This is a genomic window from Propioniciclava sp., assembly GCF_036744435.1.
In the GTDB taxonomy this organism is placed as follows: Bacteria; Actinomycetota; Actinomycetes; order Propionibacteriales; family Propionibacteriaceae; genus Propioniciclava.
Genome location: NZ_DAIOIA010000125.1, coordinates 1 through 8,172 on the forward strand (window position 1 = coordinate 1; position 8,172 = coordinate 8,172).

The 8,172-nt window shown below is 71.7% G+C and carries 6 protein-coding genes, 1 tRNA gene and 1 pseudogene; 4 read left to right on the top strand and 4 right to left on the bottom strand.

The window, feature by feature from the left end:
* On the top strand, window positions 1–2,937 hold a 2,937-nt coding region (locus V7E09_RS12955; protein ID WP_324523501.1), incomplete at its 5' end, for an LCP family glycopolymer transferase.
* Window positions 2,938–2,956: 19 nt separating this feature from the next.
* Here the strand turns inward: V7E09_RS12955 and V7E09_RS12960 are convergent.
* Window positions 2,957–3,409, bottom strand: a complete 453-nt coding sequence (locus tag V7E09_RS12960; RefSeq protein ID WP_324512352.1) for a hypothetical protein — start codon at window positions 3,407–3,409, stop codon at window positions 2,957–2,959.
* 1 nt (window position 3,410) lies between these two features.
* Window positions 3,411–3,495: transfer RNA gene (locus V7E09_RS12965), tRNA-Ser, on the bottom strand.
* A gap of 80 nt (window positions 3,496–3,575) precedes the next feature.
* On the opposite strand from V7E09_RS12965, the gene V7E09_RS12970 reads away from it, so the two are divergent.
* From V7E09_RS12970 to V7E09_RS12980, 3 genes and pseudogenes are all read left to right on the top strand, one after another.
* A complete protein-coding gene (locus tag V7E09_RS12970; RefSeq protein WP_324512351.1) occupies window positions 3,576–4,547 on the top strand; it encodes an NAD(P)H-quinone oxidoreductase in 972 nt (323 codons plus the stop codon).
* Between the two features lie 98 nt (window positions 4,548–4,645).
* Window positions 4,646–5,836 carry an MFS transporter gene (locus tag V7E09_RS12975; RefSeq protein ID WP_324523502.1) on the top strand — a complete coding sequence of 397 codons (1,191 nt, stop codon included), beginning with the start codon at window positions 4,646–4,648 and terminating at the stop codon, window positions 5,834–5,836.
* A gap of 18 nt (window positions 5,837–5,854) precedes the next feature.
* Window positions 5,855–6,430: pseudogene (locus tag V7E09_RS12980) on the top strand (DUF6891 domain-containing protein); the annotation flags it as partial.
* A gap of 17 nt (window positions 6,431–6,447) precedes the next feature.
* Here the strand turns inward: V7E09_RS12980 and V7E09_RS12985 are convergent.
* Both V7E09_RS12985 and V7E09_RS12990 read right to left on the bottom strand, forming a co-directional pair.
* Complete coding sequence (locus V7E09_RS12985; RefSeq protein ID WP_324512348.1) at window positions 6,448–7,281, bottom strand: ABC transporter permease; 834 nt, start codon at window positions 7,279–7,281, stop codon at window positions 6,448–6,450.
* Entirely contained in the window at window positions 7,281–8,144 is an 864-nt protein-coding gene (locus tag V7E09_RS12990; RefSeq protein WP_324512347.1) for an ABC transporter permease, read from the bottom strand. The genes V7E09_RS12985 and V7E09_RS12990 overlap by 1 nt, the downstream gene beginning before the upstream one ends.
* Window positions 8,145–8,172: the final 28 nt, after the last annotated feature.

The following is an 8,172-nucleotide window of genomic DNA, read 5'->3' on the forward strand; positions in this document are numbered from 1 at the left end:
AACAGCTGGGCCACCAATGCGACGCCGTTCCGCCCCGCCCCGGCGCCCACGGCCACCCCGCCCGCCACGGCGGTGCCCTCAACTGGGCCCGTGGACGCGTCGTCCCCCCTGGACGCCGACACGCACCTCCCCGCGGCCGCGGCCCCCGGCTCGGCCTTCTCCTCCGCCGCCGCGGCCGCTCCGCGCACGCGTCCCGCCCAGCCCGAGGCCCCCGATCCGCTGCGCCCCAGCCGTCCGCGCGCCGCCGAGTACTCCCCCACCGAACCCGCGGGGATCTCGTTCACGTCATCGCAGCGCGCCCCCGGGTCACGTCCGGCACCGACGAGTGGGGCCACCCCGACGCGCACACCGCGTCCGGCCGCCACCTCGGCACCGGAGCCGGGCCCGCCGAGCGACCCGATCCGCTACGCCAGCTCCCCTCACGCGGCGAACGCCACCACACCCAGCCTGACGAGCGGTGCTGCACGTCCGGCGATCGGCGATCCGGTGCCTCGCTCCGAGGCCCGCACCTCCGCGGGGCAGCACACACCGACCCCCGCACCCCAGAAGCCCGCCCCGGCCCAGTACCCGGGATCCGAAGGGGGCTCCTCGGGCTATACGTTCGCGTCCTCGACCCGGCCGCCCGCACCTCCTGCTCCTACTCCTGCTCCGAGCCAGGTATCCGCATGGGGGACGTCGGCCGTCGGCGAGAGGAGCGGCGCCACGGGAACGCCCCCGCCGCCGACCGCGTCGGCCCCAGCCAGCGCCCCCTCGCCCGGGGCTTCCGCCCCCCGCAGCGGCCCGGGCTACGCCTTCACCGACGCGGAGACAGCGTCCTGGACGAACCTGCTCGGGGACACCACCGGCATCCGGTCCACGACGACGACCTCCTCCTACGCCGCCATCGACGCCGGAGACGCCTACCGTTCCTCGCAGCCGAACGCCACCCGTCGCACGCCCCACGACGACAGCCTGGCGTCCTACTCGTTCGCTCGCCCCGACGCCGCGACACCGGCGTCCGCTCCCGGCGAACCCGCCGACCCCTGGGCCCGCCCACCCGCCTCCGGAACTTCGGGCACCCCGATCCCCCCGACCTCGGACGCGGACAAGGATCGGAGCGCCCCCTCGTCGCCGTACCTCGGAGCCGCGGGCACCCTCGGCGCCTCCGCCGCCGCAGCAGGGACGCTCGGATCGGCCCCGCCGCTGGGTGCGGCGACCTACCTGTCCGCCCCGCCCACGCCGCCGCGCCCCGCGGCGAAGTACGACCCGCTCGCCGACATGAGCTCCTGGCGTTCCGCCCCCGTGGACGACGCCGACGCCGAGACCGCACTGGCGGCCCGGCAGACCTCCGGCGAGCCCGGCGGCGCCACCCAGGTGATGGGGTCGGTCGACGGGCGTCCCGAACCGGGCGATCCGGTCGCCCCGCCCTCTAGCCGTCGCCCCTCCCGGGCGATCGCCCCCGAGAACGACGACGCGGAGAAGCCGCGCGGCTTCGGCCCGGCCCTGGGCTGGACGCTGGGCAGCACGCTGATCCCCGGCCTCGGCCTGATCCGGACGCGCCGCCGCGTGATCGGGTGGGTGATGCTGCTCGTGTTCGTCGCTGCCGCCACCGCCGCGGTGGCCGCGTGGGCCACCTCCCCCACCGCCCTGCTGGCCGTGGCGAGCCCGACGTCGTTGCTGGTCGCAGCGATCGCACTGGCGGTGTTCGGGGTGGCGTGGGCGGTCAGCGTGGTCGTCACCCACCTGTCCCTGCGTCCGCGCAACCCTCCGGGGTGGCAGCGCGCCGTCGGAGGAATCGCGGTGGCGATCCTGTCGGCGCTCGTGCTGCTGCCGACCGCCGTCGGTGCCCGTGCCCTCTACGACACGTCCACGATGCTCACCGGGATCTTCGGCGAGCAGGCCCCCGGGTCGGAGCCGACGGAGTCGTTCGGCAACGCCGCCGACCCGTGGGCCAACAAGGCCCGCCTGAACGTCCTCATCCTGGGCGGCGACTCCGGCCAGAACCGCGCCGACGCGGTGGGTGCGCGCACGGACACGGTCATCCTCGCCTCGATCAACACCAGCACCGGGGACACCGTCTTGTTCAGCCTGCCCCGGCAGACCCAGCGCATCCCGTTCTCGGCCGGTTCAGCGCTGGCGAAGAAGTGGCCCAACGGGTTCACCGACGGCGTCGCCAACGACGCCGAGTACTTCCTCAACGCGATCTATCACAATGTCCCCACGCTGGCCCGCGACGCGATCCCGGCCGGGACCGAGGATGCGGGGGCCTACGCCCTCAAGGACGGCGTCGGCACCGCGCTGGGCCTGCCCATCGACTACTACGCGATGATCAACATGGACGGCTTCATCGAGCTGGTCAACGCGCTGGGCGGCATCACCGTGAACATCAGCACCCCGGTCGCCGTGGGCGGCAAGACGACGGGCGACGTCCCGCCCGACCGCTGGCTCCCACCTGGCCCCGACCAGCACCTCAACGGCTGGGACGCCTTGTGGTACGCCCGAGGGCGCTACGGCGCCGCGAGCGGCGACTACGACCGGATGGCTCGGCAGCGGTGCGTCGTCCAGGCCGTCGTGAAGCAGGCCAACCCGACCACCGTTCTGGCCAACTACGAGGCGCTGACCAAGGCGGGATCCAACATCATCGCCACGGACGCCCCCAGCAGCATGGCCCCCGCCCTCCTCGCCCTCGCGCTGAAGGTCCGCGAGGGCACCATGACGAGCGTCTCGTTCGAGAACGACAAGGACGGGTTCAGCACCGTCCGACCCAACTGGGACTCGGCGCGCAGCCGCGTCCAGGCGGCCATCAGCGTCCCGGCGGCGACCCCGGAGACGAGCGCGTCAGAACCGGCCGCCACCGCCTCCTCTGCTCCCGCCACCTCGGCGACATCCGCCCCTCCCGCCACGAACTCCGGCGGGGCCGCCTCGGTCGTCGACGAGTGCGCCTACAACCCGAAGTGACGCCGGGCCGGGCACACGCTCAGCCCAGGTAGGCGGAATACCCGCGGTCGGCATCCAGATGCCGACCGATCGCCACACCGAGGGCATCCAGATCTGCGCTGGAGCCCGCGGGCGCGATGAGATGGACCCGCCGCTCGCCGCCCTGGTGGAGCGTCAGGCGTCCAGGGGCCGCCGTGACTCGCGTCACCGACGCCCACGTTCCGCTGTGCGGTTCGCTCTGCGGCGTCACCACGAGAAAGCCCTCGGCGTTCAGGGTCACCACGACACGCTGCCGACGAGCCGCAACGATCGCCGCGAGGGCCAGGGCCACGCCGCCGACCATGATCACGATCCCGGCGACGACGCCGATCGTGCCCCAGGCCCAGGCGGAACTCCCCACCAGCAAGAACGCGCCAGCAAGGACGGCGACGGCCGCGATGGCGAACGCCCGCACGGCAGGTCGCGGGCTGATCACGAACTCCTGAGTGGACACGCGGCGAGGGTGGGATTCGAACCCACGGAGGCTTGCACCTCGGCCGCTTTCAAGGCGGCTGCACTAGTCCACTATGCGACCTCGCCCAATCGGGCACATCTTAGCCAGCCGAACGGGCTGGCCGCGGCAGGCACGGCCCACGGCCACCGGCGTCTAGGGTGAGGGCATGCGCGCGGTCATCACCACGGAAGCCGGAGGGCCGGAGGTCCTCACCCTCGACGACGTTCCCACGCCCGAGCCGAAACCCGGCCAGCTCCTGATCGCCGTCGTCGCGGCCGGGGTGAACCGCGCCGACATCTTGCAGCGGCAGGGGCACTACCCGCCGCCCCCCGGCGAGAGCGACATCATCGGGCTGGAGGTGTCCGGGTACGTGTCCGCGATCGGCGCAGGGGTGACCGGCTGGCGCGTCGGAGAGCGGTGCGTCGCCCTGCTGGCGGGCGGCGGCTACGCCGAATACGTCGCGGTCAACGCGGGGCAGGTCACGCGTCCGCCCGAGGGGATCGATCTGGTCGAGGCGGCCGGCATTCTCGAAGTGGCGGCCACCGTCGTCTCTAACCTGGACGCCGTCCGGTTCAAGGCCGGGGAGACCTTCCTCGTCCACGGCGGCACCGGCGGCATCGGCATGTTCGCGATCCAGTACGCCAAGGCTCGCGGGGCGACCGTCCTGACCACGGCGGGCACCCCCGAGAAACTCGACCTGTGCCGCACCCTGGGCGCCGACACGGCGCTGGATTACCACGACGACTGGGTCGACGGCGTCAAGGAGGCCACCGGCGGCCGCGGCGTCGACGTGATCCTCGACAACATGGGTGCGAAGTACCTCACGCCCAACGTCCGCTCGCTGGCGCGGCTGGGTCGGCTGGTCGTCATCGGGCTTCAGGGCGGCGTGAAGGGCGAACTCAACCTCAACACGCTGCTGGGCAAGTGCGCGACCGTCACCGCGACGTCACTGCGGTTCCGCCCCGCCGACGAGAAGGCCGCCATCGTGTCCAGGGTGAGCGATGAGGTGTGGCCGCTGATCGCCTCAGGCCGGATCGCGATCGCCCACCAGACCCGGTTCCCGGTGGACGATGTGCGTGCCGCCCACCAGCAGCTCACCGGCGGCAACCACGTCGGCAAGGTCGTCTTGACCTTCTGACGCGGCGGGGCCGAGCCGGTTGCCGCGGCTTGCCTTCCGTGGGGCGTCCGCCCCTCCTCACACAGCGGTTCCAGACGTTCTTGTGTAGCGTGGGCCGGATGAACTTCTCCGCCTACTCCGAGATCTGGCGCTTCCCCGCGGTGCGCCAAGCCGTGTTCCTCGGCGTCCTCGGCAAGGCGCCGTGGTTCGGCGTGATGGTGGTGCTGACGCTGCACGTCGTCGGGGATCTGGGGCAGGGGTATGCGGGCGCCGGGGCGTTGACGGCCGTCTTCACCGTCGCCGTCGCGCTCGCCTCTCCGCTACGCGGCCGACTGCTGGACACCCTGGGCCTGCGACGCACCCTCGCCCCGAGCTTGGTCCTTCTCCCGCTCGGGTTCATCGCCGCACCCTTCCTAGGCTACTGGGCCCTCATGGCCGTGATGGCGGCCGTCGGGCTGCTGGCGATCCCCTGGTTCGTGCTGACCCGGCAGCTCATGCTGGCGGCGGTGCCCCACCACCTGCGGCGTCCCGCCCTCGCACTGGACTCGGTGGTCACCGAGATCGCCTTCATGGGCGGCCCGACGCTCGGCATCCTGCTGGCCACCACGTGGAGCACCGGGGGCACGCTGACGACGCTGGCGCTCGCCAGCGTGAGCGCCGCCGCGATCCTCACCCTGCTCAATCCGCCGCTCGTCTCCGAGGGGCGCACCGATACCGTGGCGGGCCGCGGCGGAATCCGGTCCTGGCTGAGCGGCCCCGTGATCACCACGTTCGTGGCGACGGTCGCCGTGGCCGTGACGTTGGCGGGCACGGATCTGGGCATCGTCGCCGCGTCCCGGGCGATGGGCTCCACCGCCGTTCTCGCCGGGGTGATCGTGGTGTGGGGGGCCGGATCACTGGTCGGCGGCTTCCTGTTCGGCGGTCTGCCGCGCGGTGCGGTCGGGCTGACCCCGCTGATCGCCGGGCTGGCGGTGTTCACCGCGCTGGGTGCCCTCGGGACGACGCCGTGGCTGTTCGCGATCCTCATGGGGCTGGCCGGCTTGTTCTGTGCCCCCAGCATCGCCGCCATCAGCGAGCGGCTCGGCGACATCGTCCCCGAGAACAGCCGCGGGGAGGCGTTCGGCTGGCAGGGAACGTTCAACACGCTCGGCAGCGCCATGGCCCCGCCGATGATCGGCTGGGTGATGGACGGCCACGGCTGGCAGCTCGGTCTGGTCGCCACCGGGTTCGCCGGCCTGGCCCTGGCCACGCTCGGCTGGATCGCGCTACGGCTGGGACGGCGTGGCATCGCGAGGCGTCGCGCCGCCTAGCGCTGCGACCGAGTCGACGCCATCGAGCGGGTCCGGGACGCCTTCGAACTGGGCGAGGATGATCCCCGCCCCGAGGCGGCCGTCGACCGCATCTGGCGGCAGCGGCTGGCCGAGCAGGTCACGTGGAGCGGGCCGTCCGACTACGACCGATTGCAGGCCGCGTTCGACGAGTTGGAGGCCGACCGCGTCGTGGCCCGCATGAACTTCACCTGCTGCAACACCTGCGGCACCGACGAGATCGACGACGAACGCACCCCGCTGGACGACGCCGGAGACGCGTACGGGTTTCGGGAGTGGCAGTACACGTTCTTCCACAGCCAAGACGCCGACCGCCTCGCGGAGACCCCCGGCGTTCTATATCTGACGTATAGCGCGTGGCGCCCCTCCCCCGACCTCGACCCAGCGCTGATCGCGGCAGCCCGCGACGGGGACGCGGAGGCCCGCGTCCAGGTGTACCAAGGCACCGATGCCCGCGTGGGCGAGCGGGTGGCCACGGCGCTGCGCCACCACGGGCTGACCGTGCTCGGGGAGGGCGACCCGGCCGAACGCATCGGTGTCTCCATCACCGACTGGCGCAAGCCGCTGCCCGTCTGACGCACTGCGGCCCCGGGTCAGCGCAGGAACAGCGCCTTGAGTCGCAGGCTGGCGGCGGTGATGCCGACGACGCTCATCACGACGAAGTAGGCCGCGTGCACCAGCGTCCCGGGGGTGAGGAATCCCACCGAGAGTTGCCGCATCAACTCGATGCCATGCCACAGCGGCAGCGCCTTGATGACCCACTGGATCGCCTCGGGGAACACGGTGATCGGGTACAGCGTCGAAGAGAACAGGAACATCGGCAGCAGCACCATGGGCACCAGGTCGAGTTGCTGGAAACCTTTGATGAAGCTCGTGACCGCCATGCCCAGGGACGCGAACCCGAGCGCGATCAGCAAGGCGACCGGGATCATCGCCAGCGCCCACCACGTGGTGACCAGGCCCATGATCGCCAGCACGCCGAGGAACCCCACCGCATAGAGCAGTCCCCGGAACAAGGCCATGAAGATCTCGCCGATCGCGACGTCCATCGGGCCCAGCGACGTCTGGAGCATGCCCTCGTACACCTTGCTGTAGCGCAGCTTGAAGAACACATTGTTGACCGAGTCGTAGATCGCACCGTTCATCGCCGAGGTGGCCAAGAGCGCGGGGGCGATGTACATGGCGTAGCTGATCGGCGCCCCATCGGGGCCGGGCACGGTGCCCACCAGGGCGCCCATGCCGACGCCCATGGCCAGCAGGTAGAACACCGGTTCGAAGAAGCCGGTGGCGATGACGCCCCAGTTGGCGTTGCGGATCACTTTGAAGCCGCGGCCGATGACGGCGCGCGCGTTGCCCGCGTACAGGGTCGCGACCCAGCGGGGCCGGGCGGCGAGCCGGGCCCGGATCGGGGCCATCACGTCGCTCATCAGCGCACCAGCCTTCGGGTGAACGTGCGACCCGCCAACCAGAGCCCGCCGACGAAGCAGGTCACCAGGAAGACCACGTGGACGGCCACCAGCCACGGCGGCACGCTCAGCCCGTAGGACACTATGCGGGCCAGTTGGGTGCCGTGCCACATGGGCGAGATCCAGCCGATCCACTGCAGGTAGACGGGCATGACCGACAGGGGGAAGAAGGTGCCCGCGAACAGGAACATCGGCATGACGATGAGCCGCTGGACGAAGTTGAACTGCAGCCCTTCCTCTTCCAGGGTCGCCGCGTAGGCCATGAGCGGGGTGAACATCGCCAGCCCGGCCAGCGTCGCGATCGGGACGCTCAGCAGGGAGGCGCCGCCCGGCCAGGCTCCGAACAGGAACCCGAGCAGCCAGAACAACAGCGCCTGGATCATCAGCCGGACGCCGATGGCGAGGGTTTCGCCTTGGGCCATCTGACGTGGCTCGAGCGGGGTCGCCTGGGCGGCCAGATAGGTCATCTGCCATTTGAAGCCGCCGAAGATCGGCCAGGTGCCGAACTGGGCCCCCGTCGAGACGACCGTGGAGACCAGCAGGCCGGGCGCGACGAACCACAGGTAGCCGACACCGTCGACGTCCTCCTGGACGATGGCGCCGAGCCCCAGGCCCATCGCGGCCAGGTAGAGGATCGGGTTGCCGAGCGCGACGGCCAGCGATGTGGCCAGGAAGGGGCGTTCCGCGGCGTGCCGGTACATCGAGTACTGCACCCAGCCCCACCGGCGGGTGCGGGCGGCCAGGGCGCCGTGATCCAGCCCGGTGAAGCTGACCAAGGGCGCGGCGGCCCCGGTGGCGTCCGGGCGTGCGGGTTGCTCAGTCAATGAGGGTCCTCCCCGTGAGGCGGAGGAA

Bases quoted from the DNA above. Each gene is read 5' to 3' on its own strand.
- V7E09_RS12970 (WP_324512351.1), top strand. From the start codon at position 3,576: ATGCGCGCGGTCATCACCACGGAAGCCGGAGGGCCGGAGGTCCTCACC.
- V7E09_RS12975 (WP_324523502.1), top strand. From the start codon at position 4,646: ATGAACTTCTCCGCCTACTCCGAGATCTGGCGCTTCCCCGCGGTGCGC.
- V7E09_RS12985 (WP_324512348.1), bottom strand. From the start codon at position 7,281: ATGAGCGACGTGATGGCCCCGATCCGGGCCCGGCTCGCCGCCCGGCCC.